General features: G+C 64.6%; 18 protein-coding genes. 7 read left to right on the top strand and 11 right to left on the bottom strand.

Annotated elements, in window-relative coordinates:
• Positions 1-3: 3 nt before the first annotated feature.
• A complete protein-coding gene (locus tag MHM97_RS15285) occupies positions 4-1,080 on the bottom strand; it encodes an ABC transporter ATP-binding protein (RefSeq protein WP_239323234.1) in 1,077 nt (358 codons plus the stop codon).
• Between the two features lie 186 nt (positions 1,081-1,266).
• Positions 1,267-3,000 (bottom strand): ABC transporter substrate-binding protein, encoded by a 1,734-nt coding sequence (locus MHM97_RS15280; RefSeq protein ID WP_239323233.1) that lies wholly within the window; start codon positions 2,998-3,000, stop codon positions 1,267-1,269.
• 275 nt (positions 3,001-3,275) lie between these two features.
• Between MHM97_RS15280 and MHM97_RS15275 the strand changes: the two genes are divergently transcribed.
• Entirely contained in the window at positions 3,276-4,409 is a 1,134-nt protein-coding gene (locus MHM97_RS15275; protein ID WP_239323232.1) for a THUMP domain-containing class I SAM-dependent RNA methyltransferase, read from the top strand.
• A gap of 102 nt (positions 4,410-4,511) precedes the next feature.
• Here MHM97_RS15275 and MHM97_RS15270 read toward each other — a convergent pair whose 3' ends face one another.
• Positions 4,512-5,654 (bottom strand): hypothetical protein, encoded by a 1,143-nt coding sequence (locus MHM97_RS15270; protein ID WP_239323231.1) that lies wholly within the window; start codon positions 5,652-5,654, stop codon positions 4,512-4,514.
• Between the two features lie 306 nt (positions 5,655-5,960).
• Here MHM97_RS15270 and MHM97_RS15265 point away from each other — a divergent pair, with 306 nt between their 5' ends.
• Positions 5,961-6,779 (top strand): TIGR03084 family metal-binding protein, encoded by an 819-nt coding sequence (locus tag MHM97_RS15265; protein ID WP_239323230.1) that lies wholly within the window; start codon positions 5,961-5,963, stop codon positions 6,777-6,779.
• A gap of 149 nt (positions 6,780-6,928) precedes the next feature.
• Here the strand turns inward: MHM97_RS15265 and MHM97_RS15260 are convergent, their stop codons facing one another.
• A complete protein-coding gene (locus MHM97_RS15260; RefSeq protein ID WP_239323229.1) occupies positions 6,929-7,747 on the bottom strand; it encodes a 2-dehydro-3-deoxygalactonokinase in 819 nt (272 codons plus the stop codon).
• Between the two features lie 456 nt (positions 7,748-8,203).
• On the opposite strand from MHM97_RS15260, the gene MHM97_RS15255 reads away from it, so the two are divergent.
• The 4 genes from MHM97_RS15255 to MHM97_RS15240 all read left to right on the top strand — a co-directional run bounded on the left by MHM97_RS15255 (position 8,204) and on the right by MHM97_RS15240 (position 12,894).
• Positions 8,204-9,232, top strand: coding sequence for a helix-turn-helix transcriptional regulator (locus MHM97_RS15255; protein WP_239323228.1), 1,029 nt, complete (start codon positions 8,204-8,206; stop codon positions 9,230-9,232).
• A 361-nt stretch (positions 9,233-9,593) separates the two neighbouring features.
• On the top strand, positions 9,594-10,307 hold the full coding sequence (locus tag MHM97_RS15250) for a sugar transferase (RefSeq protein ID WP_239323227.1): 714 nt from the start codon (positions 9,594-9,596) through the stop codon (positions 10,305-10,307).
• Positions 10,308-10,449: 142 nt separating this feature from the next.
• A complete protein-coding gene (locus tag MHM97_RS15245) occupies positions 10,450-11,550 on the top strand; it encodes a CpsD/CapB family tyrosine-protein kinase (protein WP_239323226.1) in 1,101 nt (366 codons plus the stop codon).
• Positions 11,551-11,619: 69 nt separating this feature from the next.
• Positions 11,620-12,894: a DUF874 domain-containing protein gene (locus MHM97_RS15240; RefSeq protein WP_239323225.1), complete on the top strand. Its 1,275-nt coding sequence runs from the start codon at positions 11,620-11,622 to the stop codon at positions 12,892-12,894.
• Between the two features lie 92 nt (positions 12,895-12,986).
• On the opposite strand, the gene MHM97_RS15235 is transcribed toward MHM97_RS15240, so the two are convergent.
• Entirely contained in the window at positions 12,987-14,339 is a 1,353-nt protein-coding gene (locus MHM97_RS15235) for an oligosaccharide flippase family protein (RefSeq protein ID WP_239323224.1), read from the bottom strand.
• 207 nt (positions 14,340-14,546) lie between these two features.
• On the opposite strand from MHM97_RS15235, the gene MHM97_RS15230 reads away from it, so the two are divergent.
• A complete protein-coding gene (locus MHM97_RS15230) occupies positions 14,547-15,758 on the top strand; it encodes a glycosyltransferase family 4 protein (RefSeq protein WP_239323223.1) in 1,212 nt (403 codons plus the stop codon).
• A 42-nt stretch (positions 15,759-15,800) separates the two neighbouring features.
• Here MHM97_RS15230 and MHM97_RS15225 read toward each other — a convergent pair whose 3' ends face one another.
• The 6 genes from MHM97_RS15225 to MHM97_RS15200 are packed head-to-tail and all read right to left on the bottom strand — an operon-like array spanning position 15,801 to position 26,457.
• Positions 15,801-16,640, bottom strand: coding sequence for a glycosyltransferase (locus MHM97_RS15225; RefSeq protein WP_239323222.1), 840 nt, complete (start codon positions 16,638-16,640; stop codon positions 15,801-15,803).
• Positions 16,637-19,174, bottom strand: a complete 2,538-nt coding sequence (locus MHM97_RS15220) for a hypothetical protein (protein ID WP_239323221.1) — start codon at positions 19,172-19,174, stop codon at positions 16,637-16,639. The genes MHM97_RS15225 and MHM97_RS15220 overlap by 4 nt, the downstream gene beginning before the upstream one ends.
• Entirely contained in the window at positions 19,171-20,157 is a 987-nt protein-coding gene (locus MHM97_RS15215; RefSeq protein WP_239323220.1) for a hypothetical protein, read from the bottom strand. The genes MHM97_RS15220 and MHM97_RS15215 overlap by 4 nt, the downstream gene beginning before the upstream one ends.
• A complete protein-coding gene (locus tag MHM97_RS15210; protein WP_239323219.1) occupies positions 20,154-20,873 on the bottom strand; it encodes a 4'-phosphopantetheinyl transferase family protein in 720 nt (239 codons plus the stop codon). Before MHM97_RS15210 ends, MHM97_RS15215 begins: the two co-directional genes overlap by 4 nt.
• Positions 20,870-25,438 carry a MupA/Atu3671 family FMN-dependent luciferase-like monooxygenase gene (locus MHM97_RS15205; protein ID WP_239323218.1) on the bottom strand — a complete coding sequence of 1,523 codons (4,569 nt, stop codon included), beginning with the start codon at positions 25,436-25,438 and terminating at the stop codon, positions 20,870-20,872. Before MHM97_RS15205 ends, MHM97_RS15210 begins: the two co-directional genes overlap by 4 nt.
• A complete protein-coding gene (locus tag MHM97_RS15200; protein WP_239323217.1) occupies positions 25,435-26,457 on the bottom strand; it encodes a glycosyltransferase family 2 protein in 1,023 nt (340 codons plus the stop codon). Before MHM97_RS15200 ends, MHM97_RS15205 begins: the two co-directional genes overlap by 4 nt.
• Between the last annotated feature and the right edge of the window lies 1 nt (position 26,458).

Below are 26,458 nucleotides of genomic sequence, written 5' to 3'. Positions count from 1 at the left end.
GCCTCACGCCACGCGGGAGCCGTCGGGGGCAAAGACATAAGCCGCCCGGGGATCCATATAGAAATCATGCAGTTCGCCGACCTCGTAGGGGTGCACGCCATGGCTGAGCGACACCCAGGAGGTCTCCTGCCCGGAGGCGGCAAGGTCGAAATGCGCGGAACTCTCAGAACCCGAAAGCTCGGTCACCTGCACCCGGCCGTTGAGCTTCACCAGACCGGCGGCCTCGGCCACCGGCACCACGTGGTGCGGGCGAATGGCGATGGTGTAGGTGCCGTCCTGCAATCCGGCCGCCGCACCGTCGAGAGTCCAGCTGACATCCGCGCCCAGACGCGCCTCAGATCCCTGCTTGGTGATGGTGGCGGTGTTGATCGGCGGATCGGAGAACACCCGCGCGGCCTCCACGTTTTCGGGGTTGCGGTAGATCTCGGCGGTGGGGCCGAATTGCGTCACCCGCCCGTCGCGCATCAGGGCGGTCTTGCCACCCAGGAGCAGCGCCTCTTCGGGTTCGGAGGTGGCATAGACCACCACGGCACCACGACCTGCAAAGAGTTCGGGCAGCTGGTCGCGCAGTTCCTCGCGAAGTTTATAGTCGAGGTTCGCCAGCGGCTCATCCAGGAACACCGCCCGGCTTTCCTTGGCGATGGCGCGGGCCAGCGCGGTGCGCTGCTGCTGGCCACCGGAAAGCTCATGCGGGCGGCGGTGCAGCATCGGGGTCAGTTGCAGGATCTTTGCGGCTTCCTGCACGCGGTCGTCCAGCTCCGACTTGGCCATGCCGGCAACCTTCAGCGGCGAGGCGATGTTGTCGTAGACCGTCATATGCGGATAGTTGATGAAGAACTGATGCACGAGGCTGATGTTGCGCTTTTGCGTGCTGAGGCTGGTCACATCCTGCCCGTCCATCAGGACAGAACCGGAGGCAATCGGGTCAAGCCCGGCCATCATCTTGATAAGAGAGGTCTTTCCCGACCCGGTGGCGCCCAGAAGGACGTTGAAGTGACCGGGTTCGAGCGTCAGGGACGTCTCCTTGATATGGAGATCACCGCCCACGCGCTTGGTCACGGATCTGAGTTCGAGTGCCATGGTGGTTTGGAACTTTCCGGCCCTGCGCTCACGTCGAGGGCGTGCGCGGGGCAATCTGTGTTTCGAGAGGTTCGAAGGAAAAACCCCGGCCGGCGGGCCGCTGTTGCAGAGAGGCCGAACAGCCGGGGCAGGTGGGGCCGGGCCCGATGATCAGGCCCGGCAGTCAGGGGAAGGACCCCAGGGAGATCAGTTCGCGGCCCAGCGGGCGACCAGCTCGTCGTAGTTCACGGTCTGGCCTTGCGGCTTTTCGTTCTCCAGCTTCGGCTTGGCGCCGCCATTGGCGTACCACCACTCCGCGTCTTTTTCTTCGTTCAGACGCGGGCCACAGCCACCGTAGACATTTGCCTGTTCGTCAGCGCGCTGCATGCGGGACATGGTGATGTCCATTTCCTGCGCCAGACGGTCCATCGCTTCCTGCGGGGTGAAGGCACCGGAGTTCACGTCACCGATCTGCTGCCACCAGATTTGCGCCAGCTTGGGATAGTCCGGCACGTTGATGCCGGTCGGGGACCATGCGGTGCGATCGGGCGAACGGTAGAATTCCACCAGACCGCCGAGTTTTTCGGACCGTTCGGTGAAGCTCTCGTGGTTGACGGAGCTGTCGCGGATGAAGGTCAGACCCACGTGGGACTTCTTCACGTCGACGGTTTTCGACACCACGAACTGCGCATAGAGCCAGGCTGCCTGTGCACGGTCGATCGGGGTGGAGTTGAGGAAGGTCCAGGAGCCCACGTCCTGATAGCCGACCTTCTGGCCTTCTTCCCAGTAGGGGCCATGCGGGCTGGGCGCCATCCGCCACAGCGGCGTGCCGTTGTCGTCGACGGTGTTGTTGCCTTCGGACTTCGGCTTCACCATGTCGGCGGTGAAGGCGGTGTACCAGAAGATCTGCTGGGCGACGTTGCCTTGGGCGAGTGCCGGCAGGGACTGGTAAAAGTCATAAGACGCCGCACCCGGAGGCGCGTATTTGCGCAGCCATTCGTCCCACTTGCGGATCGCGTAGACCGCCGCCGGACCGTTGGCAGCCCCACCGCGGGTGACGCTTGCGCCCACCGGGTTACAGGTGCCTTCTTCCATGCGGATGCCCCATTCGTCGATCGGAACACCGTTCGGCTCACCCTTGGAGCCCGCACCGGCCATCGACAGCCAGGCATCGGTCATCCGCCAGCCCAGGTCCGGCGCACGTTTGCCGTAGTCCATATGGCCATAGATCGCGGTGCCGTCGATTTCCTTCACGTCCTCGGAGAAGAACTCGGCGATGTCCTCATAGGCGGACCAGTTGACAGGAACGCCCAGCTCGTAGCCGTATTTCTCCTTGAAGGCCGCCTTCAGGTCTTCGCGGTCGAACCAGTCCTTGCGGAACCAGTAGAGGTTGGCGAACTGCTGGTCGGGCAGCTGGTAGAGGTCGCCATCCGGGCCGGTGGTGAACTGGGTGCCCATGAAATCGTCAAGGTCGAGACCGGGGTTGGTCACATCCTTGAACTCGCCTTCCATCATGTCGCTGAGGTTGTAGGCGAGCTGCAGGCGCGAGTGGGTGCCGATCAGGTCGGAATCGTTGACATAGGCGTCATAGAGGTTCCGCTTGGTCTGCATCTGGGTCTGCACCGCCTGAACCACTTCGCCCTCGCCGAGGATCTGGTGGTTCACCTTGATGCCGGTGATTTCCTCGAACGCCTTGGTCAGCACTTCGGATTCGTAGCTGTGCGTCGGGATGCCTTCGGAGAGCACGTTGATCTCCATGCCCGCGTAGGGCTCGGCAGCTTTGATGAACCACTGCATCTCTGCAAGCTGTTCGTCCTTGGTCAGGACCGAGGGTTGAAACTCCTCGTCAATCCATTTCTGGGCTGCTGCCTCATCGGCATACGAACCCGTTGCCGCAATCACAGCACCAGCTGCAACTGCGGTCAAAAGATACTTCCGCATCTTTCTCCTCCCTAAAGTCTGTAAGGTCGGATGTTTTTTGCGCATCCAACTGGCAAAGAGGGTTCACTGATGACGGGGAATTGTCAAACTAATTTTTTAGTAATCTTGTAGAGCGCTGAAAATAAATGTGATTTTTTTCAACCTGCGCCGCGCCGTTGACCTGCGGTAATCCGCCGGTCGCGGGGTTTTGCGGACCAGACGTCGCTTTGCCACTCCGTGTTGCGACCGGTTTTTTGGGATGTTGAAGCGCCGTGATTCCGGCTATGAGAGCCGTCATGACTGCAGATGCTCCGTTTGAAATATTCCTCATCGCCCCGCCCGGGTTGGAAACACCCCTGTGCCAGGAGGCCCGCGCGGCCGGATTTGCCAATCCCTGGCAGGTGCCCGGCGGGGTTGCCTTTGAGGGGACCTGGCAGGATGTGTATCGTGCCAACCTGTATCTACGGGGCGCGACACGCGTGCTGGCCCGGATCGGGTCCTTCCGGGCGTTTCATCTGGCGCAACTGGACAAACGCGCGCGCAAATTCCCCTGGGGCGAGGTGCTGCGGCCGGATGTGCCGGTCCGGGTCGAGGTGGTCACAAACCGGAAATCCAAGATCTATCACGCCGGCGCTGCCACCCAGCGGATCGAGACCGCAATCACCGAAGAGCTGGGCGCGCCGATCGCCGGCGAGGAGGATCAGGCCGAGCCGGTGACGGTGAAGGTCCGGATCGACGACAATACCTGCATCTTCAGCGTCGACACCTCTGGCGAGGGGCTGCACAAGCGCGGCCACAAGGTCGCGGTGGGCAAGGCGCCGATGCGGGAAACCCTGGCGGCGCTGATGCTGCGGGCCTGTGGCTATGACGGACAGGAGCCGGTGCTGGACCCGATGTGCGGCTCCGGCACCTTTGTGATCGAGGCGGCAGAGATCGCGCGGGGTCTGGCTCCGGGGCGGGGGCGGCCGTTTGCCTTCGAGCGGCTTGCCAATTTTGATGCCGACGTCTGGCAGGCGCTCAAGGCGCAGTTGCCCGCGCCGCTGCATTCCGAGCTGCGCCACCATGGATCTGATCGCAACGCAGGGGCGGTGGAGATGGCAACGCAAAACGCAGAGCGCGCGGGCGTGTCGGACCTGTGTCGCTTTGGCCATGCGGCGGTGAGCGACCTTGAGCGCCCGGAGGGGCCGGCGGGACTGGTCATCGTCAACCCGCCCTACGGCGCGCGGATCGGCAACAAGAAACAGCTCTATGCGGTCTATGGCGCGCTGGGCGAGGTTCTGAAGACCCGGTTCTCCGGCTGGCGTGTCGGGCTGGTGACCAGCGACACCCAGTTGGCGAGGGCGACGGGACTGCCCTTTCTGCCGCTGGGCGCGCCGATCGCCCATGGGGGGCTGAAAGTGCGCCTATTCCGGACCGACCCGCTGCCCTAGGCGCAGGTCTCCTGTCGGAGGGCACGGGGCACGGCGCCTGCCGCACAAATGCAAATGGGGCGCCCGCGAGCGCCCCAAAGCCTGTGTCGGACCGTGCTCGGGTCAGACCATTTCGAGCAGTTCGTCTTCTTCTTCTGCGGTGGTGTCGTCCTCGTCCGAGACCTCCTGCGACATGAGCGCCATGACGTCGTCGAGGTTGGCCGTCTCATCTTCGGATGTGTCCGGATCGTCATAGCCGCCGACGATGACCTCGGGAGAGTCGCTGTCCAGACCGGTGACAAGCGCGATGCGGCTCAGGTCGACGTCTTCCAGCGACAGCGGGCCATTGTCGGACCACAGCGTGAAGGACAGGTTGTCGACATAGCCGTCGGTGCTGTCAGGCGTCTGGCCGAACTGAAGCCCGATGTCGAAGGTCTCCGACAGGGTGGTGCCATCTGCCAGGGAGTTCACCGCGTTGGGGTCGACCTCTGTATTGGTCAGCGGGATCGCGTTGTCATCGGGGTGAATGTTCAACCCTTCGGCGGTTTCGTCATCTGTCAGGTTCATGAAGATGCCGTCGATGTCGGTCTCTTCGCTGTCCCAGGAGGTTGGCACCACCTTGAAGAACAGCTGACCCTGCTCGGTCTGGCTGACCTCAAAGGTCAGCTGTTGGCTGTCGCCGAGGGTGAAGTCGATGGTGACCTTGCCACCGTCGCCACCTGTGTCACCACCGGTGTCGCCCCCCGTATCACCGCCAGTATCACCGCCCGTGTCGCCGCCGTCATCATCGTCGTCGTCGTCATCCCGACCGCAGCCGCCGCGGTCATCGTCGTCGCGGTCCCACCATCTGTGCCCGCGTCCGCCGCGATCATCGTCGTCATCGCGGTCCCACCATCGGTGTCCACGTCCGCCGCGGTCGTCGTCATCGTCGCGGTCCCACCATTTGTGACCACGTCCGCCACGGTCGTCATCGTCGTCCCGGTCACGATGACGCCCCCAGCGTCCGCCGCGATCATCATCGTCGCAGTCGCGCCCGTCGTCATCGTCGTCGTCGCGCTGATGTTTGCCGCGTCCGAAGTGCCAGCCGAATTTGTCGTCATCCCTGTCGTCATCATCGTGATCGCGCCAGGATTTCGCGCGTCCGCTGCAGCCGGACCACGCGTCGTAGTTCCAGCCGTGATTGTTCCAGCTGCTGAACTTGCCCCCGAAATGCGACTTTCCGCCAAAGCTGTAGGATTTCCCCCAGCCAAATGAGAACCATGTCATGGCCACCATCCCCTCAAATCTGATTTACTCACTTCCACCACACGGGGGCCAGCATACCGCTCCCTCATACCGGGACGGGTGGCACTGGCTGACCGCATGGCGCCAGAATAGAAAGGCGGGCGAGGGTGCCTCCAAATTTTCTCAATTTTTATACAAAATCGCCCTTTTTGGGGGCCGCATTCTCGACGGTGCGGCGGCGGCATGCCCATTGTTTCCGTTGCGTCACCAGTCACACGGCACCTTGCAAGGATTCGCGTCGCTGTTGAGGGTAGGGCGGCAACGGGCTGACACCTATCGGGAGGGGCAATGAGGCAAGCCGAGGATTTTCGCGAAGAAAGCCGTGTGCTGGCGGCCTGTATCGGTCGCCAGCCGCAAGAGATCTATGGCATGCAGACCCAGTTCAAGGGCTGGACCGTCGAGGACGTGCTTGGTCATCTGCATTTCTTCAACGCCGCGGCTGCCGCCGCACTGGAGGGGCCGTCGGCGTTTCACACCATGATGGGGCCGGCGCTGGAACGGCTGGATGCGGGGCAGAGCATTCTGAGCTTGCAGCGGCCCTGGTTGAACGGGCTTGGCGGGGCGGCGCTGTTTGAGGCCTGGATGCAGGGCAGCGAACAGCTCGCCGATGCCTTTGCGCAGGCGGATCCGAAATCCAGGGTGTGCTGGGTCGGGCCGGACATGAGCGCCCTGAGCGCGGTCACCGCGCGCCAGATGGAAACCTGGGCGCATGGGCAGGCGATCTTTGACCTGCTGGGGGCGACACGTCCCGAAAGCGGTCGGATCCGGAATATCGTGCATCTGGGTGTTGTCACCTTCGGCTGGAGCTTTCAGGTGCGGGGACAGGAGGTGCCGCCGGTTCCGCCCCAGGTGCGTCTGGAGGCACCATCGGGAGAGGTCTGGAGCTGGAATGCGCCGGATGAGGCCAATCGGATCGAGGGGCAGGCGGTGGAGTTTGCGCAGGTGGTGACGCAAGTCCGCAATCTGGCGGATACCGGATTGCGCGTGACCGGCGCCACCGCGGGTGCCTGGATGGCGCAGGCGCAGTGTTTCGCCGGCCCGCCGGAGACCCCACCTGCGCCGGGCACTCGTTATGCCATGGCCGAGCAGGGTCAGCGCGGGGCCTGAGAGCGGGCCATCCCGCCTGTCGCCACTGATCTGGCCGCGCCTTGGTCTGCCCCGAGCGCGACCATAGCCGACACCGTATCGGTCGCGCACTGGGGCGGCGCGCCGCGCACAGGGGGAGCGCCATCAGGTCCGAACGGGAGTGCCCGGCGTCAGGTGGTGCGATGATAGGCGCGCACCAGGCCAGCCAGCGTCATGCGCGCCTCATCGGCCTGTGTCACCGGGATATACTGGCTCTCGAAGGCTTTGAGGTAGGGCGCGGCAAAGTCTGGGGTGGCGATCAGGGCCATGTTCTGCCCCAGCCAATAGGACCTTGCAGCGGCCAGTTCGGCGCCGAGTACCGCGCCCCAGGTCCGTCCCAGCGCAGCGGCGTCGGAGAGCCGCGCGGCAGCCTGCTGGGACCGGATTTCCGCCAGGCGCAAGGCCAGGGTTTCCGGTTTGGACAGCACATCCTGCAGCGGCTCGGTCAGCGCGGCAACATCAGCCGCGTCCCCTGGCTGTGCCGCGGGGCACATGCTGGCAATCAACGGCCAGCTTGCGAAGCTGAGGAAGCTCACGATTTCCGAGGCGCTGATCAGGACCCAATCGGTGGCAACGGGGCCCGGCACGCAGATCACACCATCCCAAGACGGGTTCAGGCTGAGAAAACCATCGATGCGGCAGACCGATCCGGTAAGGCGCAGATCCGGCTGCGCCTGCGACAGCGGCGGCATGCTCCGGACTCGTCCGCTTGCATGCGCGGTTGCACGGGCGGGCAGATCAGCCGGTTTGGCCGGGACCGGCACCGCCTGCGCGCCCTCTGCGCCGCAGGTGATCAGCGGCGCGCCGGGGGCAAGCGCCAGCGCAGCGTCGAGGTCGGACACCTCCGTTGCCGCCACATTCAGCTGATCGCCGTCGATCGTCCAGGCGCGTGGCGGGCTGTGGTGGGGATCAAAGGCGATCCAAGGTGAGGTGGGCGGTGTGGCGGACATGAGCGACCCCGGGCATCTGGAACTTTGCCGGTACTGATGCCGTGTTTTTTGAAAAAACACAATCGCAGGGCGTCACAATCCTCGGTTTAGTCTGACTATACCTTTGGTTCGCTGAATTAGACCAATGCATTGCTGAAAATTTTAGAGTTTTGGGTAACCTGAGGCTAGATCCCGCTGCCGGACGAAATAAGCGTAGCATGGGTGCCCGAAGGTCCCGCAATCAGAGCGCGAAACTTTGCCTTCTGCGCAACAGTTGGGATCTTTTCCTGCTCTGCGGCTCTATGGACTATGTAAGTTTTTGAAATGTGTTAACGCATCTTAATTTCTAGGAGATGCGTCTGTGTGAGGTCCAGCAATGGGAAGAACTGCCGTATTGGACAAGCGTCGAAACGAGATCGGCGGCCTGAGTACACCTCATCCGCGATGCGGGACCTCCCGACCTGCGGGAGGCGTGTCATGAGTGATGTCTTTGCCCCAAACGGGGGGCCCTTCATAGCGCTGCTTGCACGATACGCGGCGGGCAAGGGGCACAACGTACTCGCATCGTTGCAGCAGGAGGCCACGTCTTCCGATCGCGGGTCCGCTGTGGTGCAGGCCTTGCCTGTCCATGAACACGCCATGGTGCTGGACGCGGCCGAAGACCTGCTCGCCGCGCCGGACATCGGCTACACGCTGGCGCGGGCTTGCGCCCTGCGCGACGCGGGGCTGACCGGATATGCAATCGGAGCCTCCTCGACGCTGCGACAAGCGCTTCAGACTCTCACCCGCCTGAGCGGGCAATTCCGGATCATCCTTCCGGGCGCGCCATTTGGACCCGCCGCGGGATATGCGGATCTGCAGTGGGACTACGGCGCCCAGGGGCAATTGAATCTGCGGCACTGGAGCGAGTTCACTGCCGCGTTCCTGATCCGCACGCTCAAGGAGCTGAGCGGTGGGCAGGTGTCGCCGGTGCAGGTGGACTTCATGCATTCGGAACATGTCCCGGCCCAGGTGGCCCGTTCTGCTCTCGGCGTGGCGCCGGGGTATCGGGCGCGGGTGAACCGGATCTGCTATCGCGAGCGCGACCTGGATCAGCCCCTGCAAAGCGCCGACCCGGGCTTGCTGCGCCTGCTCATGGAGCATGCGGAACTGCTGGAACGCGTTGACACGCTGGCCCAGAATTCCCTGTCGATTACCGTGGAACGGCTGATCATGGACGGCATGTCGGACGGAGAGGCCAGCCTCGCCAAGGTCGCGGAGCTGCTGGACATGAGCCAGCGGACGCTGTCGCGCAAACTCGCCAGCGAGGGCACCAGTTTCTTTGCCATTCTGGAGGGCGTGCGCAAATCGCTGGCGTTGCGCTACCTGCGGCAGAACGAGAAATCGCTGTCCGAGATCTCCTTTCTGCTCGGCTATTCGAGCCTCAGCAGCTTTAACGATGCGTTCCGCCGCTGGACCGACCAGAGTCCCGGAAGCTATCGCAGCGCCGCCACAAAATCGCCTTGATTCCTGCGCCGTTCACATCGCCGATCCTGATTCTGTGTGGCAAGAAAGGATCGCGCTGATGCTCTTTCGTATACAATGTCGGCGGAAGGGTTGGACTGTTTCCCCGAACGGCGTAGGAAGCGCCAAAAGGTAGGGGTTGGTAACCCTTCGATCAGATTTACATCGATTTTTTGTCAAATACAGTAAGTTTATAGACAGAGTTTGGAGGCACGGAGGTGCTTCTGGCGCACTGTCGATCACAGCGGTCCATCGCTTGGGGAGCAGATGGACCAGACGGGATGATGCTCAAGGGGTTTAAAGAGTATCGCTTGTCGCCTGATCCAGGCCACGACCGTGTGCGAGTTATATTGGGGGTTAGACTATGAAAACGCTGGATCGTGGGGCGGTCGCAGTTGCAGGGGTCGGGGACTTGCCGGATATGGCGCTGGCCTCGGCATTCCGGGACGCATCCTATGACTATGACCATGGCGTCTACGTGAAGTTCGGCAAACGTGTGCTGGACGTCACCATCGTGCTGCTTGGGCTGCCATTTGTCCTGCCGCTGGTGATCATCTGCGCCTTGGCCCTGTGGGTCGAGGGCGGGCTGCCGTTCTATCGGCAGAAGCGGATCGGCCAGGGCGGGCGGGTGTTCCATATCCTGAAGCTCCGGACCATGGTGCGCGACGCCGAAGGCATGCTGGAGCGGGTGCTGCGCGAGGATCCCGCGCTGCGCCGTGAATGGGACGAAACCCAGAAGCTGCAGGATGATCCGCGGATTACCCGTGTCGGACGTTTCCTGCGCGCGACCTCTCTGGATGAGCTGCCACAGCTTTGGAACGTGTTGACCGGCGATATGAGCCTGGTTGGCGCGCGGCCGATGATGGTCGACCAGCTGTCGCTCTATGGCAAGCCCGACAGCTATTACACGCTGCGTCCGGGGATCACCGGCCCGTGGCAGGTGGGGGACCGCAATGCCACCAGTTTCCGCCAGCGGGCCGTGATCGACGAGGCCTATTGCCGTGAGGTGTCGCTGGTCCGCGATCTGCACATCCTGATCATGACGCTGCCCGTCATCCTGCGCCGCACCGGGTGCTGAGCGGGTCTCGCGCAGGGGCGTTTTGGCGCAGTGTCGTGAAATGTAGGTGAAATCGTAAAGGTGTTGCGTGAAAGATAGTCTTGATCACAATAGCCAACGATCAGTACCCACATTCGGTGGAGAACAGGATAGTAGCGAGCAGATGACGGACCAGGGGTTCAAGAAATTTCGGCGACGCCGCAAGCGTGAGGACACGCCTGCGGCCGATCCTTTGCGGTCGGACGCGTCGCGGGTTTCTCCTGCACAGGACCTGCCTGCCGATCCGGGCGCACCGGACATCCAACAGGACCCGGTTGCGGCGCCGGGCGACGCAGCGCCCTCGGCCCCGCCACGGGAGGCGGCTGCGCTGTCAGAGCCGGTCAACACCAAAGACGACGACAGCCCGCCCGCGAAAGTGGTCCCCAAACGGCCACAATCGGCAGCCAAATCGGCGCCACAGCCGTCTGTCATGCCGCCGCCGGAGCGCAGCATCCCCCCGATCTTCCAGATCGAGCAGGAGCCCGCCTTGCCGGCCCCGTTGCCGGATCCCTGGCTTGTCATGCGTCAGGTAGAGATCACCGGGCTGGGCCGGCGCCGCAGCCGGTTGCCGCTGGTGGATTATTTTCGCACCTCGCCCACCGCGCGCGCCTTTGACCTGCTGCGGACCCGGATGTTGCACACCTTGCGCGACCACGGGTGGAAACGCGTGGCGATCTGTGCCCCGACCGCCAAATGTGGTGCCAGTTTCACCGCGGCCAACCTGGCTCTCAGCCTGGCGCGCGTGCCCGGCAGCCGCACGGTGCTGATGGACATGAACCTGCGCAACCCGGGGGTGGCCAAGTCGCTGGGCCTGGAGCGCGCGGCGCTCTACAGCGGGGATATGCCCGGGTTCCTGCGCGGCGAATTGCGGCTGGAGGATCATCTGGTTGCGGCCGGCGACAGTCTGGCACTGGGGCTGAACACCTCCGCCTGTTATAATGCCGCCGAAGTGCTGCACGAAGCGACCTGCGCCGCCACGATAACCGACATGATCCGCCGCACCTGCGCCGATGTCGTGCTGTTTGACATGCCGCCGGTGCTTCAGAACGATGACGTGGCCGCCTTTCTGCCGCAGGTCGATGGGGTGCTGCTGGTCTCGGATGCAGAGCAGACGACAGCGCGCCATCTGCGCGCCTGCGAGAAAATGCTGGCAGGTCACACCCAGCTGCTGGGCGTGGTCCTGAACCGGGCGCGCAACGGCGACGGATTGAACAGTACGGACTGAACACACGGACGGCATCCCCGCAGCCGGGCTTGCGGCGGCTTTGAATGCGAACATTAGAAACACGGACCCATGGCTTCGATTTATTCACTCTCGGACTTTCTGGACCTTCTGCGCCGCCGCGCGGGGGTGATCCTGCTGGTCACGTTCCTGGGGTGTGTGGCATCGCTCTGGATCGCGCTGTCGCAGGAACAGGTCTATTCCAGCACCGAGGTGATCCAGATCACCCGGCCCAAGATCGCCGGTGAACTGGCGCGCTCTACCGTCGACGGGTCGTCCGCCAGGCGCATCCAGCTGATCGAGCAGCGTCTGATGGCGCGGGGCACCATTCTCGAAATCGTCGACCAGCTGAACCTCTATGCGGATCGCCCGGGGTTGCTGGCGTCCGAAATCGTACCGCTGGTGCGCCAGTCGGTGACCCTGACCGGCACGGCAGCGGCGCGCGAAGGCATGTCGGATGACGGCGCGATCTCGGTTCTGACCATCACCGCGGTGATGCCGACGCGGGAGCAGGCCCAGGCGGTTGCGCGCGAGTTTTCGCGGCGCACGATCGCGCTGAGCCAATCCACCCGGCTGGAGCAGGCGCAGGAAACGCTGACCTTCTTTACCGAGAAGGAAAAAGCGTTGATCGACCGGATCGCGGCGCTGGAAGAGGAAGTGGCGGATTTCCGGTATGCCAATGCCGTGACCCTGCCGGGCGCGATCGAGATGCGCGGTGCCGAGATCGCCGCGATCAACGAGAGCCTTCTGGAGCTGGCGCGCGAAGAGATCCAGATGCGCAAGGCCGCGGAAGAGGCGGTCGCAACGCAGCGCGAGGGGTATGCCCGCCGGATCCAGGCCGAAACAGAAGCCAAGCAGGAAGCGCTCGAGGCGCAACGCCGGCTGCTGGAAGAGCGGCGCGAGGTGCTTGAGGCGTCATTGGAACTGACGCCGGAAGTGGATCGCCAACTGGCCAATTACGACCGTCGCATGGAGCAGATGCAATCCGAGCTGGAGATCATGACGCAGCGGCGGGCCGAGGCCGAGGTGGGCTTTCGTCTTGAGGCGTCGCGCCAGGGCGAACGGCTGACCGTGATCGAGGCCGCTTCGCTGCCGGATTACGCGGTGGGGAGCGGGCGCAAGGCAACAGCGCTGAAAGGCGGGCTGGTGAGCCTCATCCTTGGGGTTGTGGTCGCATTCCTGCTGGATCTACGCCACCCGGTGCTACGGACCAGTGCGCAGATGACGCGCGAAACCGGCCTGTCGCCTGTGGTCTCCATCCCCGTGCTGGAGCCCCGCCGTCGCGGGCTGCTGACGCGGTTGCTGCGGGCGCGCACCACTGTGGCCCGGGCTGCGCCCAAGACCTGACACACGCCAATTGATCCGGCCTGATGCGACGGGCCTGCGGTGGCCGGGCTGACGGGGCATGTGGCGCGTGGCGGCGCGCCTCCCCACAGGCGCTACATCTGAAGCAGAACCGAGCTGATCTGATCCCAGTGATAGGTCAATGCGCCGCCGCAGATGATCAGGCTTGCCGACAGAAAGCCGATATCGTGCAGCGGATCCTGTGCGGCATAGGGGCGGGTATGGCGCATCAGAACCGGGTAGGAGAAGACCACGGCGAGCCCGAGCGCTGCGATACCGCCGATCAGGCCGAACTGCGTCATCCCGAGGAGAAACAGCGCCGTCTGCAGCATGGCCCGGGTGGCGGTGTAGAAAAAGAACCCTTTGGTATTGCCGGCGGCCAGCGCGGCGCGGTCATAGGTCAGTACGATGATCGAGGGCGCCAGGCTGGCGGCAAGAAGCACGATGATCGCACCGGCGTCGTCATAGCGCGCATCATAGAGCAGGTCGACAAGCCAGGGACCGATCCAGGCCATCAGCCACAGCATGGACAGGATACCCGCGGTCAGGACAAACCGCAGCTGTCGCTGTTTGCGCCGGTTGTGCGGGTTCTCGCGCGCGGGTTTGTCGCGATAGACCGGGATCATCAGACGCTGATTGACGTCCTGACCCAGCTGCACGGGAAAGCTGGCCAGGAAGAAGGCGATATTGTAGATCCCCATCGCCTCGAGTGTCAGATATTTGCCGAGAATGGCGCGGTCGCCCTGGGTGGTCAGGAAAAAGCAGGCGGTGGACAGGAAGATCCACTTGCCCATTCCGATCAGTTCCTTGGTGGCGGCGGGCTCCCAGCGAAACTGGTTCTTGCGTCCGGGCAGCGCCAGATGCGCCAGGGCGAGACGGGCCGCTTCCTGCAGGACGCTGCCGATGGCCAGCGCGACGACCGACTGGGTCAGGATCGCCAGGGTGACCATGCTGGCGATGCCGAACACCTGCGCCGCCAAGGTTATTGCGGTCACCCGCCCGACCATGAGGTGACGATAGGCGGTTTCCACCCGGGTTGGGGTGAACCCCTGCAGGGCCAGGCTGAAACCGGCGATGGGCAGGCAATAGGCCAGTTCGTCCGCGTTGTAGAAGGCCGCCGCCGGTAGGGCGAGCACGCCGGTCAGCGCCCAGAGGAGCCCGCCGCGGCAAATCTGCACGGTCCAGGCGGAGTCGAGGAAATCAGGATCGTCGCCGCGCGGGTTCTGCGCGATCGCATTGGACACGCCCATGTCGGAAAACAGCGACAGCCCGATGATGATCACGGTGACCAGCGCCATCAGGCCGAAGGCTTCGGGAAAGAGCAGCCGGGTCAGGGCAAGATTGGAGGCCAGGCGTAACACCTGCCCGGTGCCGAAACCGAGGATGATCCACGAGGTCGATCTCACGACACGTGCCATCAGGCTTTGGCCAGTCAAGGCGGTTTTCATGGAGGTCCAGAGCATGTGGTTGCGGATCGGCTGCAGGCTAGGCGGCGCGGCGGGCGAGGTCAATTGCGATGCGGCCGTCCGGCGGGGTTCTGTGCTAAAGTGCTAGGACGCTGATCTTTTTTGCCGCCCGTCGCGGGTCGTGGCGCTGGGCAAAACCCGGGCAAACGCGTAGTCTTGGCCGGAAGACAGGCAAGGAAAGACCGACGTGTGAAGATTGCATATGTGCTGAACACCTATCCGCAGCCCTCCCAGAGCTTCATTCGGCGTGAGATCCATGCGCTGGAGCGCCGAGGCATCGAGGTGGTGCGCCTGCCGATGCGCCCGGGGACACAGGAGCTGACGGACCCCGGGGACCGCGCAGAAGCGGAGCGGTGCCACTATGTCCTGCGGTTCGGGGCGGCGCGTCTGCTGTGGGCGTTTCTGGCCTATGTTCCGCGCGCGCCGCAGCGCTGCTGGCGCGCGGTCCGGCTGGCGTTGCGACTGGGGCACATCAGCGGGGCGCGGGGGCGTGCCCTCATCTATCTGCTGGAAGCGGCGATGGTGCGCCGGATCTGCGACCGGCAGCAGTGCGCGCATCTACACGCCCATTTCGGCACCAATGCCACCACGGTTTCCATGCTGGCGCATGCGCTGGGGGGGCCGGGTTACAGTTTCACCACCCATGGGCCGGAGGAATTCGACGCGCCCCACAGCCTTGCGCTGGGACAGAAGGTCGACCGGGCCCGGTTTGCCGTGGCGATCTCCAGTTTTGGCCGCAGCCAGCTGAGCCGCTGGGCGTCCTTTGGCGCCTGGTCGCGGATCAAGGTGGTCCATTGTGGCATCGAACCGGACCGCTTTGCCGCGCCCAAGCCGCTGCCGGAGGGGCCGGTCAGGCTGATCTGCATTGGCCGTTTCGTCGAACAAAAGGGGCAGATGTTGCTGGTGCAGGCCTTGGCGCGCGCCGTGCGGCAGGTCCCGGACCTGCATCTGGCGCTGGTGGGCGACGGTGAGATGCGCGGCGCGCTGGAGGCCGAGATCGCGCGTCTCGATCTGTCTGCGCATGTGACACTCACCGGCTGGCTCACCGAGGCGGAGGTCCGGGCGCAGCTGGAGGCGGCGCATGCGCTGGTCATGCCCTCGTTTGCGGAGGGGCTGCCGATGGTGATCATGGAGGCGATGGCCTCCGCGCGCCCGGTGCTGGCCACTTATGTCGCCGGCACGCCCGAGCTGGTGCAGCCGGGAGAGACCGGCTGGCTGGTGCCCGCGGGGGATGTCGATGCGCTGGCGCAGGCGCTGGTGGATCTGGCCAACACACCGCACAGCGGGTTGGACCGCCTCGGCCGCGCTGCACGGGAGCGGGTGTTGCAACGCCATGACATCGATCATGAAGCAGGCAAGCTGGCCGCACATTTTGCCGAGGCGATCAAGGCAGACGCCTGAGGCGTGGTGCCCGATGCCGGTGGGCAGCGTCTGAAGAGCGCGCTAGCGTCCCCGCTCCCAGTTGGAGCGATTGGCAAAAAGCGGCGAGCGGACGGCCACGGCCACCGCAAGATAGACGAGTAATCCAACAGGGTGGCGCCCCGCGATCCGAAGCAGCCGAGACAGCGTGACCGGGACCTTGTCATCGTTGCGCAAGAGATCAGGGAACCGGCGGGAGATTTCCGCGACGCCCTGATCCTGCCGCCGCCGGACGCGCACCAGATTGCGAAACCCCTCGACCATGGGCCAGGTGTAGCCGGCCGAAAGGCGCTGACGTTCCTGCGGCGTGAACTGGAGCCGGGCGAAGGTGTCGTCCGAGATGATCGCGGGCCAGTGTTCCCAGCGTTGCCGCCCGGCGCGGTTCATCGCAAACACCCCAAAACCGGGCACCCCTTCCTGCACGAAGGGCAGGTTTTGCCAGACCCTGGCGTAGGCGCGCGTGACGATGCTCTGGGCCGCCGCGACCCGGGGGGATCCGCCCCTGTAGGCGGGCCCGGTCACCCGGTGCAGGCTCAGGGCGATCTGCGGCAAGAGGGCAGGGTCGACGGTCACATCGGCGTCCAGATAGACAAGCATATCGCCCTGCGCTTGGGCATCGCCCTGGTTCAGGGCGGCCAGCTTGTCGCCTTTGGCCAGTTCCAGCACATGCAGCGCCCAGCCGGGGGGCGGTGTGCAGGCGCGGGCGCGGTTGGCGGTCTCGTCCGTGCAGCCGTTCGCCAGCACCAGAACCTCGACATTGACATCGGCAGGGAGCGGTTCGGAGGCAAAGAGCGCCGCCAGGCAGCTTGCGATATAGTCCGCCTCGTTGTGGGCCGGGATCAAGACCGACAGCAGGTGGTTCACTTGGCCGCCTCCAGCACGTCCCAGCGCGGGTTGCTGTCTGACAGCGTGCGCAAGGCGCCCCAGCTGCCCCAACGCCCCGCGACGGAGACATCCGAATAGGCCCCGAACAGCGTGCCGCCAAGATCCGGCCAGGCATTCAGGAGCCGGCGGTACAGTTCGGCCATCTCCGCCGTGTAGTTCAGGTGGACGAAAAACTCGGTCAGCATGTCATCGTCGACCAGCGGCCCGTGACCGACGACATGGGTGCCGCCCTCATACATGATGAGGTCGAGGTCGTGTTCCCGTGCAACCTCCGCGTGGTAGGGCAGGACGCGGGTCAGCAGATCGTCGAGCGTTCCCTCCGATTGTGCCGCGTTCAGCCCATCCTGCAATTCGGCCGCAGCCTGTGACACGGCAACGTCAAAGCGATGCGCCGCGACATAATCGCGGGCCGCCGCGCCCCGAAGCCCCTGTTCCGCAGCCGCCTGACGCGCGCGATCCAGACTGTCGGCGATCCAGGCGCGGACCATCGGGGCATGGTCCTGGGTGCCCAGGAACGCGCCGAAATAGCCGGTGACCGCATAGGCATCAAAGCTGTGGTAGGGCGCCTGACGCGCGGGATCCTCGGCGGTCCAGATGGGCGCGGTCAGGATCTGTTCCTCCAGGCCGAGCCAGCCGGTCTGGGTGGAGATCACCCGCACCAGCCGGTGCGACAGGTCAGCATCGGCGCGCCCGTCCGAAAAGACCTCGGTCCAGATCGCCGCGATGTCGCTTGCCCGGCCGGCGTAGTACTGCAGCCAGAGCCCATCGCTGCCCCAGGCGTCGCGGGCCTGATCATCCGCCCATTGCGCCTGCTGGAACTGCCAGTTCCAGACCTCGTTGGAATACTCCACATAGGCGGTGAGGTCTTCGTCCAGCCCCCCGTGCACAAGCTCGGCGAAGTTGCGCGCATAGGTGTCATCGACCTTATGCGGCAGGGTAAACCAGGCATCCGCGCCGATCCGGTTGGCAAGCGTCACCAGCACCTCGGCGGGAACCCCCTTGCGGGTCCAGGTGTAATCGGCGACGCGCGGGCGGTCTTCCCAGCCCACCTGGTCGGAGTTGTTGGTCTCCATCCAATCCATGAACCGCAGCGCCGCAAAGCCTTCGATCTTGTCGAGCCAGTCGGGGTTGAACAGGGCGCCCCGGGCAAAGGCGTCCAGATCCTCTTCGCGCACCACGGTGATATTGCGGACATAATCGCCGGTGCCTTCGCGGTCGCTGCGTTGAATGCGGATGTCGACCGCGCCTTCGCCGGGGGTGAAGTCAAAGGAGACCTCGCCCTTTCCATAGCGCACCTGGGTGGCGCGACCGCCCACTTCGACGATGCCGTCGCCGTCAAACCGCAGCACATAGCGCCCGGCAAGGCCCGTGGCCGTTGGCGGCAGATCGGTCAGCAGCACCGTGCCGATCGAACCCAGTTCGGGCGGAATGGCCAGCGGCCAGCCGTGTGGGTCGAGATAGCCCGCCGCGCGCAGCTCTTGTTCGGTCACCCCGCCCCAGCGCCCCGGCAGATGGCCGATCCAGCTGCGTGCGGTTTTGAAATGATCCAGAAAGGGCGCCTGCGGGCTCCAGTCACGCAGGGCCGCCAGGTTCATCGCAACGGGCTGCTGGCGGACCTCCGGGCGCGGCCCCGCCATGTCAAAGCGGTCGGGCGCGGCGTTGAGCGCAACCGGGATCGGATCGCTCGGCAATGCCACCGGATCGGGCGGCAGGGCCGTGCGCTGGGGGGCGTCGACCGCGGCATTTGCGGCGAGTTCCTGCAACCGTTGCGCCAGCTCCGGTGAGGGCGCGGTGTAGGAGGTGCCCCATTCCGTCTGCAGGACACGTGGCAACCCGTCCGGCGCTGCGCCGGTCAGGACCGCGTATTGCACCAGCGCAAGATAGTAGAACCCGATGTCGTTTGGATGGATGTCGTCGGAGAACACGTCCTGAATGCTGCGCAGCCCGGGCACGGTCCCGGCCTCGATCGCATCCGCCAGACGGCCAAGCGCCTGACCCGTCGGCAGCAGACGAATATCGCCTCCGGTGCGGGCTGCGACCTTGTCGACGATGCCCCGCCAGCGCGGCAAATCATTGTCGAGCCGGTCTCGCCAGGGAACATCCCCGCCATCGTCGAAAGGCACCTCCTCGCCGCTGCCGCTCAGCAGGCTGTGCCAGCCCTCCTGGACATAGAGGGTGACACCGGGATTGCTCTCGGCGGCGAGGGAGTAGAAATTCACCACCGCCTGTTCGGTATTGCTCCAGCGCAGATGATTGGCGAGCGGCACCGCTTCGGTCACGATCAGCGCATCGACGGGCGCCGTGGCCAAGCGGTCGCGCGCGTTGATCCCCTGCGCCTTGTCGGCGTGTTCCCAGTTGTAGCGCAGAGGCGCGCCATTGATGATCTGGTATTCCACTACCGGTCTGCCGTCCTGCCCGGCCGCCAGCAGCTGTTGCAGCATGCGGGGATTCTCCGGTCCGATCAGCGAATGGCCGATCATGACGACAGCACTGAGCAGGTCGGTGGCGCTCATGTCTCCGGGTCCTCGGCTGGCGGCACCGCCACCGCAGGCTGCACGCCGGTGCGGGGCAGGCGGGTGACGACTTCCCAGACCAGCGCCTGCACCCTGGCCGCGCCCTCGGCGTCGAGGGCAGAGACGGCGGTGCCATCAAAGAGCGTGACCTGATGTGGCAGACCCTCCGGCGACCGGTGGTACAGCACGGCATAGTGGGTCAGCGCGATGATATATTCCCCAAGCGGGCTGAGGTGGATCTGGTCGAGGCTGCCATCGGCTGCGCGGGCAAAGAGCTGCGCGCGCTGGTCGAGACCGGGGATCTGTCCCGCCTCGGCGGCGCGCACCACAGCGGCCAGGACCTGCCCTCCCGGGATAAGGTAGATCGGTGCTGTCTCGGGGCGGCTGCGGGTGTCCGTCGCGGTCAGCCGGCCCAGCCAGAGCGTGTCGAGATCGCTGTCAATCCGCTCCAGCCAGCCCACGGGATCATCCAGACGATGCCAGGTCTCGTAGAGATAGAGCCGCACGTCCGGGTTGGCGGAGCGGGCCAGGCTGGCCCAGCGATGCAGGTATTTTGCGCCGTCAAAGTAATCAAGCGCATCGCGCAGTTCGACCATCTCGGTCAGGATCACGGCGTCGTATTCGCCTGCGGCCAGCGCTTCTTTGGGATCGCGCCAGACCGGAGCCTTGTTGACGGCATCGAAATCGAGAATGGGTTCGGAGTCTTCCCAATGTGCCCGCAGGGAGGTGCCGGATCCGCGTTGCATGTTGTAGCGATGGCCCTCACCGGCAAACTGCGCCAGGAGATGCGGGATGTTCTGTCCGACGAGGGAATGCCCCAGGTGGTACACCCGCAAGGGGGCCTCTGGCGCCTCCAGCGCAGGCAGGTCCTGCGGCGCGGGCTGTGCGGAGGTGAACCCCCAGATCCCCAGGAGACCGACCGGAATAAGCGCCGTGGCGGCCAGCAGGGCACGGCGGGGAAGGCGCCTCAGCACGGACATCATGTGCAGGGCTCGTTGTTCAGGATTTCGACCGCGGTGATGATGACGCCGCATCCGATGGCAAATCGCCCCTGCAGCCGGGCGCCGGCGCGAAAGGGGGGCTGTTCGCCTGTGAAGGTTGCGGTGAACCCGCCCGCACCAGTCGCCCCGTCATCAAACGTCAGGTCCAGCCCGTCAAAGCCGAAGAACCGCTGCGAAATGGCGTATTGCGCCTTGTAGGCGGCTTCCTTGGCGGAGAACAGCAGCTTGCCCGCTTGACCCGGGTTCGGATGCCGGGCAAGCCAGTCGCGTTCGGTCGCATTGGCGATGGAAGGCCAGAGATCGGCGGAGAGCGGCGTGTCTTCCTCCACATCGATGCCGAGACCGGGATGGGTGCTGTGGCGGGCAATGGCCGCAAGCGCGCAGCTGCGGCAATGGGTGATGCTGCCCGACACCCCCGCGGGCCAGAGGGGCGCGCGTTTCGGGCCGATCAGGATGGGGGCGGGCTCCCGGTTCAACGCGCGCATTGCCTGATGGGCGGCGGCGCGACCGGCGGCAAATTCCCGGCGGCGCTTGTCCACCGCGTTGGCAGACAGGCAGGCGCGCTCTTCGGGGAAGGGGGCCGGCAGCGGGCCTTGCGGATCGGCGCTGCCGATGGCGACCGCTTTCGAGAGCAGCGACCGCAGCAGCGACAGCCGGTCGGAGCCGAGATCGGAGGTATCCTGTTGCGCCTGCGTCATCCGGATTTGGCCTTGCGGTTGGCACGCATCGCGCGCCGTTTTGACATGGTCTCTGCGCGCCCGGCGGGGGCGGCAACGGAGCTTGGGGGATCATTTTGTGCGGCTGTGGCACCGTTTGCAAGATATTCGATGTGATCCGCCAGCCCATCAAGAGTGGGAAAGCGGAAGATGTCGGTGATGGACAGCCGGTCGACGGCGAGCGCGTTGCGGATGTCGCGGTGCGCCTGAACCGCGAGCAGGGAATGGCCGCCAAGGGCGAAGAAGTTGTCGCCCTGCGCCACGTCGCTTACACCAAGGAGCTTTTGCCAGATCCCGGCGATTTGCGCCTGCGTATGCGAGTGTGGCGCCGCCGCCACCGGGCGGGGTCCGGACCGGGCCGGTTGCGGGTCGGGCAGGGCCTTGCGGTCGATCTTTTTGTTGGGGGTCAGCGGGAACGCCTCAAGCGTCACGATATGTGCAGGCACCATGACCTCTGACAGATGTCGCGCCAGATGGGTCTTGGCCTGCGCTTCGGAAAACGGCGCAGAGGCGGTCACATAGCCGACCAGACGCTCGTCCGTGCCGATTTTGCGCGGGATGACCACGGCGGCTGTCACGCCATCCATCGCGGACAGGGCGGCCTCGATTTCACCGAGTTCAATCCGTTGGCCCCGGATCTTGACCTGATGGTCGGTGCGGCCGAGGAACTCGAGCGTGCCATCCGCGCGCCAGCGCACGAGATCGCCGGTGCGATACATCTGCTGACCGGCCCTGAAGGGATCAGCCGGGAAACGCTCCGCCGTGAGGTCCGCGCGTTGCCAGTAGCCAGCGGTCACACCCGCGCCTCCGATGCACAACTCACCCGCCGCCCCGATCGGCACCGGCTGATCCGTGCCATCGAGGACATAGACGGTGGTATTGGCAACAGGCGTGCCGATGGGCGCGATCCCCTGCGGCGTCCCGTCAAGGGTTTCGACCGTGGACCAGATCGTCGTCTCGGTCGGGCCGTACATGTTGTGAAGCGTCGCGCGGGTCTGACTGCGCAGGGCGTTCACCAAATCACCGGGCAGAGCCTCACCGCCCACCAGCAGATGCTGCAATCGCGCCAGCACCGGGCCAGCGTCCGCGTCGGTGGCGATCATCCGCGCCATTGAAGGGGTGCATTGCATATGCGTGACGCCGTGGCGCACGATCTGGGCCGCGAGCGAGAAATCATCCGCTGCCAGTTCCTGTACGCGATTGGCGCGGCGCAGCACGTCGGCGAGGGGTTTCAGACCCTCCAGCACCACATGCGGCGCGATGCCGTAGTCGATCAGGCAGGCCACCTCATCCACGCCAATGCGTTTGAGGTCTTCGACCCGCGCCACGGCATCCTCAACTGTGCCGAAGAGGCCGGAGTCCTCGAAATAGCGCTCAAAGGCAAAATCGAGGATCGCTTCAAGTTCCTCGGTGCTGAGGCTGCCCAGATCCATCTCGAACGGGTTGTCGACGCCCTTGGGTTTCTTGAACGCCGGGAAGGCCCAGGCGTATTGCTTGATGAGCCCCGCAGCAGAGCGCAGGTAGTCTTTCATCGGCTCGCGCGCCACCTCGCGGGCGGCCTCGCGGGTGTCAGCCAGATAGGTGTGCAGCATGAGCGTGACGGTGAAATCTGCCGGATCATGCCCCGCCTCGCGCAATGCGGCGTGATAGAGGGCGATTTTGTCGCCGACCTCATCGATGCTCTGGCCCAACAGATGCGTGAGCACATTGGCCCCCACGCGCCCCGCTTCGCGCCATGTGTCCGGGTTGCCTGCCGTTGTGACCCAGACGGCAAGCTCGTCCGAAACCGGGCGCGGCTGCGTCACCACCGAATGGAGGCCGCCATCCTTGCGCGGAAAACCCACCTCTTCGCCGCGCCACAGTTTGCGCACGGTCTCAAGCGCTTCGAACAACGCGGGTTTGTTGGCGGGGGGCGTGTTCTCTGGCCGCAGGATAAAGTCGTCCGGCTGCCAGCCCGAGGCAAACCCGATGCCCGCGCGCCCGCCGGTGAGGTTGTCGATCACCGCCCATTCCTCGGCAATGCGGGCCGGGTGGTGGAGCGGGGCCACACAAGAGCCTGCGCGCACACCGATGTTGCGGGTCACGGCGGCGACAGCAGCGCCCGTGACCGACGGGTTCGGGTAGGGGCCACCAAAGGCGTGGAAATGCCGCTCCGGCGTCCAGACCGCGTTAAAGCCATGGGCGTCGGCAAATTTCGCCCCCTCAAGGAGCAGCTCGTATTTCTTCTCACCCGCGCCGTCGTCGTTGCCCCAATAATAGAGGTTGAAGTCCATCTTGCGATCGCTGAGCGCGATGGGGCCATTTGAGAGTTGCAGACGGCTTTCATCGCTGGAGAGCACCAGTTTGAAGCCGCGCGCCAGCGTCCAGAACAGCTCCAGCACGGAAATGTCGAACGACAGGCTGGTGACTGCGAGCCATGTGTCGCCGGCCTGATGCGGGATACGCGCATCCATGGCGGTGAAGAAATTGGCAACATTGCGGTGCCGCACCATCACGCCCTTGGGCAGGCCGGTCGAGCCAGACGTATAGATCAGATAGGCCAGATCCTCGGCAGTGCCTTCGCTGACGGGTTCGGCAGGCGTGCTGAGATCAAGCGTGTCGAGATGCAGGGACTGCGCGCGGCTGTCGGGCAGGTCCGGTGCCAGTGCTGCATGGGTGACAATGACCGAGGCCTGACTGTCGGTGATATAATGCGCGATACGATCACCTGGATAAGCCGGATCAAGCGGGACATAGGCCGCGCCTGCCTTCAGAATACCCAGCGTGGCCACCACCAGATCCATCGAGCGGCGCAAATAGACGCCGACGTGGCTGCCGGGTTTCACGCCCTGCTCTTGCAGATGCCTTGCCAGCGCATTGGCGCGCTGGTTCAGCGCAGCATAACTCAGGTGTTGATCTTCAAAAACGAGGGCCGTTGCATCCGGTGTTCGCGCCACCTGAGCCTCAAACGCGGCATGAATGGTCTGCTCTGCCGGATAGTCCGCGTCGGTTGCATTCCATTGCTCCAGCATCTGCTCGCGCTCGGTGTCGGGTAGCAAGGGCAGGGCTGAAAGTGCGTTGTCTGCCTGCGATGGCAGTGCCGCCAGCAGGCATTCGAGGCGTGCCGCCAGCAGGGACAGTGCCTGTTGGGACAGATGCCGGGACTGTAGCTGCACGCGGTCCCCGGACTGGATCAGGGCCAGCTGGGCGTGGTCCGGCACGCTGTCTGTATCAAGGCACAAGACAACCGCCGGAGGGGCCTGCACAGAAATCTCTGGCGCGCGCAGGATCAGGTCCGTTGCAAAACCACCCTGATCTTCCGCTCGGGTCAGAACCGCCTCAGCACGGGTCGCAAGGGTCGAGAATGCTTCATGCGCTTGGGCATTGAGGGGCACCCAATCTGCCATCAGCCCGGACTTTGCCGCAGACTGTAGCCTGGGCAGGCTGAGCGCGATTGACCCCTCGGTCTCGCCCAGACTGCGCAACACCCATGCAAGCGCAGCCGCAGCCAATGTTGCGGGCGGGCACTCCACAGGCAGTGTGATGTCGGCGGTTTGCGCATCACCCTGTTCAGCAGTCTGCAACGGGACCGGCAGGGGCAGCATGCCGGACAGCGCGCGCCGCCAATAGGCCTCGGGCGTTTGGCTGGTTTGCGCCGCATTTTCCAGCGCGTTGATGTCACTCTCGGCAAGAGCAGGGAGCACATCGCCAGCGCGCAGAAGGTCACGCAGGCTCAGGGGCGTGCCAGACAAGGTCGTCAGCGCACCGAGCCGAATGGCCCCATCGGCGCAAGCAATGGTGACGTCGTCACCCGTGACGGCGAGGATCTCGCCCGCTGCGCCTGCGCCCTTAGCGGCATGCGCCTGACCCACCGCAACGAACTGATCGGCCATGCGGATCTTTGCAGTGGTGAGCGGGTTCCAATAGCCGCCCATATCCAGGCCACGGACAACGCGCAGCAGCTCCGCAACCGGGCGGTCAAAGCGCAAGGTCCCGGCGGCCTCCGGGCGATCCGCGCGGGCGTGGTAGTGGCGCCGGCTCAGATCCTGTGGTTGGCGGTTGAGGGTGCCGCTCTCCAATTGGTCGAGCACCTCGGCAAAGCTATCAAGCGCTGCGCCGTAACATTTCGAGTTGAGGCTAAAGGCGGTTTCATCCTCAGAGACCGCAAAACGGCGCTGGGCGAGGATGTCGCCTTCGTCCACACCGCCCTCGATCAAGTGCCATGTGATGCCGTGTTCCGCGGCCCCTTCGAGAATGGCCCAGTTGGGGGTGTTCAGGCCTGCGCGTTCGGGCAGCGGGCCATCGTGGAAATTCACCGCCCCCCGGCGGGCCTTGGCAATCACTGCTTCGGGCAATACCCGCAGGTTGGCAATCGACAAGAGCCAATCAAAGTCGCCCTCGATGTCACTCGGGGCGGCAAGAACCTGCAGCCCTTTGGATGCGGCCCAGGAGGTGATCTCGGCACTCTCGCTGACCACAGCCCGGATCTCGTGACCACGTGTCAGCAAAGCCTCGCTACACCCGATCAGCAGGGATTCATTGCCAATGACGACGGTTGAAAATGTCATGACTTGTGTTCCTCCAGAACGGCGTCGGACGCAAATGGCCGGGCCGGGTTTGGCGCGGGCAGGGGGCGCAGCAACCGTTTGAAATGATGACGCAGCAGGTCGCGATGAAAATGGGGCGCATCGGCGCGGGGCTTGCCCGAGGTCAGCCGGCGCAGACCATAAACCGCACCGCCCAGCAGCCGTGCAAGGGTCGCGCCAATCGCATAGATCGGACCGTGGGTTTGCGTGAAATAATGCAACCGCGAGTCCAGCCAGAACTCCGGTGTGCGCGCCCATGTCTTCATGCCGGTTGAGGCCGACCCCACATGGGCAACGGTGCTGTATGGGATATAATGCGTCCGCCAGCCCGCACGTGCAGCACGGTGGCAGAGTTCGGTTTCCTCGAAGTATAGAAAAAACGTCTCGTCAAAGCCGCCGATGGCCTCGATGACCTCGCGGCGGATCATCATGCTGGCCCCGGCGGTCCAGTCCACTTGTTGTGCGTCATCCGGGATCTCCAGTGGCACGATGGCGTGTTTCAGCAGGCGCGAGATCACACCGGTGCGCGCGGCCCCTTCAAATTCGCTCGCGATGGTTGGGAAGCGAAACAGCGTGCAATGGGGCGTGCCGTCTTCGCCATGCACATACGACCCCGCCAGCCCCGCACCCGGAGCACTCAGTAGAAAGTCCCGCAATCTGCGAATGCAGTCCTGTTCGGGAAAGGCATCGGAGTTGAGGAGGTAGTAGAAATCGGGGCGCGACCCATCCGAAAGCCGCGCGCGAAAGCCGATGTTCATGCCCGCACCAAAGCCGCCGTTGACAGGTGAGGCCTCAATGCGCAGGCGACCGCTGTCGAGCCAGCCGCGCGCCGTCGCCCCGGCCCGCAGGGCCTCAAAAGAGCCATCGCCCGATCCATTGTCGATAATCAGCACTTCGCCGGGCAGATCTTCCATTTCCTCCAAGGCCGCTTCTGCGGAGCGCAGCGTCATTGCAGGCGTGCGAAAGTTCAGGATGATCGTGAGGATAGAGTTGGCGGCCATG

The organism is Epibacterium sp. Ofav1-8 (genome assembly GCF_022348185.1).
GTDB lineage: Bacteria > Pseudomonadota > Alphaproteobacteria > Rhodobacterales > Rhodobacteraceae > Epibacterium.
Note: the sequence above shows the minus strand (reverse complement) of the source record. Positions and strands in the feature narration are given on the sequence as shown.

Excerpts from the sequence above, each read along its gene's own strand:
- MHM97_RS15285 (WP_239323234.1), bottom strand. The coding sequence starts at position 1,080 with ATGGCACTCGAACTCAGATCCGTGACCAAGCGCGTGGGCGGTGATCTC.
- MHM97_RS15280 (WP_239323233.1), bottom strand. The coding sequence starts at position 3,000 with ATGCGGAAGTATCTTTTGACCGCAGTTGCAGCTGGTGCTGTGATTGCG.
- MHM97_RS15275 (WP_239323232.1), top strand. The coding sequence starts at position 3,276 with ATGACTGCAGATGCTCCGTTTGAAATATTCCTCATCGCCCCGCCCGGG.
- MHM97_RS15270 (WP_239323231.1), bottom strand. The coding sequence starts at position 5,654 with ATGACATGGTTCTCATTTGGCTGGGGGAAATCCTACAGCTTTGGCGGA.
- MHM97_RS15265 (WP_239323230.1), top strand. The coding sequence starts at position 5,961 with ATGAGGCAAGCCGAGGATTTTCGCGAAGAAAGCCGTGTGCTGGCGGCC.
- MHM97_RS15260 (WP_239323229.1), bottom strand. The coding sequence starts at position 7,747 with ATGTCCGCCACACCGCCCACCTCACCTTGGATCGCCTTTGATCCCCAC.
- MHM97_RS15255 (WP_239323228.1), top strand. The coding sequence starts at position 8,204 with ATGAGTGATGTCTTTGCCCCAAACGGGGGGCCCTTCATAGCGCTGCTT.
- MHM97_RS15250 (WP_239323227.1), top strand. The coding sequence starts at position 9,594 with ATGAAAACGCTGGATCGTGGGGCGGTCGCAGTTGCAGGGGTCGGGGAC.
- MHM97_RS15245 (WP_239323226.1), top strand. The coding sequence starts at position 10,450 with ATGACGGACCAGGGGTTCAAGAAATTTCGGCGACGCCGCAAGCGTGAG.
- MHM97_RS15240 (WP_239323225.1), top strand. The coding sequence starts at position 11,620 with ATGGCTTCGATTTATTCACTCTCGGACTTTCTGGACCTTCTGCGCCGC.
- MHM97_RS15235 (WP_239323224.1), bottom strand. The coding sequence starts at position 14,339 with ATGAAAACCGCCTTGACTGGCCAAAGCCTGATGGCACGTGTCGTGAGA.
- MHM97_RS15220 (WP_239323221.1), bottom strand. The coding sequence starts at position 19,174 with ATGAGCGCCACCGACCTGCTCAGTGCTGTCGTCATGATCGGCCATTCG.
- MHM97_RS15215 (WP_239323220.1), bottom strand. The coding sequence starts at position 20,157 with ATGATGTCCGTGCTGAGGCGCCTTCCCCGCCGTGCCCTGCTGGCCGCC.
- MHM97_RS15210 (WP_239323219.1), bottom strand. The coding sequence starts at position 20,873 with ATGACGCAGGCGCAACAGGATACCTCCGATCTCGGCTCCGACCGGCTG.
- MHM97_RS15205 (WP_239323218.1), bottom strand. The coding sequence starts at position 25,438 with ATGACATTTTCAACCGTCGTCATTGGCAATGAATCCCTGCTGATCGGG.
- MHM97_RS15200 (WP_239323217.1), bottom strand. The coding sequence starts at position 26,457 with ATGGCCGCCAACTCTATCCTCACGATCATCCTGAACTTTCGCACGCCT.